Below are 424 nucleotides of genomic sequence, written 5' to 3' on the forward strand. Positions count from 1 at the left end.
ATAGGTCGACCAGCGGCCCGGCGCTGGGATCGTAGGCCCCGCCGCTGTCGCGCGCCACTTGCAATGCGGCCTGCAACACCGCGAAGCAGTCCGGCGGCAACACCTGCCAGCTGTCCGGCGCGGCGCGGTTGAAGCGGCTGAGGTCGGAGCTTTCGTCCCAGTTGCTCATCTGCGCGGTCACGCCGGCCAGCACGGCGCGGATGCCGGCATCGAGCGCGTCTTCGCCGGTCCCTCCTGGCGGCATGACCCAGGCCGCCGACCACGTCGTGCCCATGGTCTCGCCATGCCGCCGGCACAGCTGCGCCCCCGCGGCAGGCACGGGCGGGGCAGAGCCAAGCGAGAGAGGAATGAGGACACGCTGCATGCGGGTGAACCTGGTAAAGCGACTAAAACGATAGAGGCGAAAACACAAAAAGCCCGCTTG

Annotated in this window: 1 protein-coding gene; it reads right to left on the bottom strand. The window is 68.6% G+C overall.

The genetic code is table 11. The features are described 5' to 3' along the window. Window positions 1–364: FAD:protein FMN transferase (locus P3W85_RS04905; protein WP_276263941.1), on the bottom strand; the 364-nt coding region annotated here is incomplete at its 3' end. Window positions 365–424 lie beyond the last annotated feature (60 nt).

Source organism: Cupriavidus basilensis, from assembly GCF_029335485.1.
GTDB classification, from domain to species: domain Bacteria; phylum Pseudomonadota; class Gammaproteobacteria; order Burkholderiales; family Burkholderiaceae; genus Cupriavidus; species Cupriavidus basilensis_E.